The organism is Methanosarcina spelaei (assembly GCF_002287235.1).
Taxonomy (GTDB): Archaea; Halobacteriota; Methanosarcinia; order Methanosarcinales; family Methanosarcinaceae; genus Methanosarcina; species Methanosarcina spelaei.
In genome coordinates this window covers 1-1,015 of record NZ_LMVP01000319.1, presented here as the reverse complement: position 1 = coordinate 1,015, position 1,015 = coordinate 1, and the positions used below count along the sequence as shown (strand labels likewise).

The 1,015-nt window shown below is 39.4% G+C and carries 1 protein-coding gene and 1 pseudogene; both read left to right on the top strand.

All coding sequences use genetic code 11. The features are described from left to right. On the top strand, positions 1 to 476 hold a 476-nt coding region (locus ASJ81_RS13585; RefSeq protein WP_449288771.1), incomplete at its 5' end, for a Mu transposase domain-containing protein. Continuing rightward, positions 473 to 1,015: pseudogene (locus ASJ81_RS13580) on the top strand (ATP-binding protein); the annotation flags it as partial. The gene ASJ81_RS13585 and the pseudogene ASJ81_RS13580, both read left to right, overlap by 4 nt.

Sequence of the window (1,015 nt, the reverse complement as noted above, 5' to 3'; positions counted from 1 at the left end):
ACGCCCAAGTTAACAGGTGGTTGGAAAGGGTAAATTCAACTGTCCACGGAACAACCTATCAAATCCCTCTTGAACGCTTTAAGGAGGAAAACCTGAACCCTCTGGGTCAGGTTCCTCCTTACAAAGTTGTCCATAAGGAGACCAGAAAGATCTCCAGAGACTGTTATATTTCATTCCTTGGAAATAAGTATTCTGTTCCGTACAGGTTTGCAGGAAGAACTGCAGAGCTTCAGATCTTCGAAGGAAAATTCGAGGTCTATGTTGATTATGAAAAGGTCTGTGAACATGAAATTCTTCCAGGTAACTGCAGAGTTGCCAGGAAAAAGGAACATTTCCAGGGTCTACTGAGTGAGATTCTTAAAGAAAATTCAAAATGCAAGAAAGACTTACAGATTCCGTTGAAGTTCTCAGGTCCTGAAGTTGAAAAAAGGTCTCTTGATATCTATGATACATTCAGTGAAGGTGATTTTAAATGAACAACTTCAGCTATGAGAGACTTCATAGTAACCTGCACTACCTCAAACTGAATACTATTGAAGAGCTTCTGAACAACTACCTTGAAATTGCTGCAAGAGACAGCAAGACAACAATGGAAGTCCTTGATTACCTGTTTGAACAGGAAAAGAAGCACAGAGAAGCTACAGCAATTGAAAGAAGGATGAAAAGTGCAGCATTTCCCGTGAAAAAGACGCTTGAAGAATTCGATTTTGAGTTTCAGTCATCTATTGATAAAAAAGTCATAGAAGACCTTGCAACGTTGAGATTTGTTCATAATGCAGAGAATGTTGTTTGCTTGGTCCCCCTGGAGTTGGAAAGTCTCATCTTGCAATTGCTCTTGGGATTGAAGTAGCAAAAGCAGGGATTTCTGTTTACTTTACTAATTCAGGAAACCTTATCGAGAGGTTGAAACTAGCAAATCGGGAAGGAATACTTGAGAAAAAGCTCAAAGGCTTGATGAAGTTTAAAGTGTTGATAATTGATGAAATTGGATATCTCCCGTTTGATGAGGAAGGAG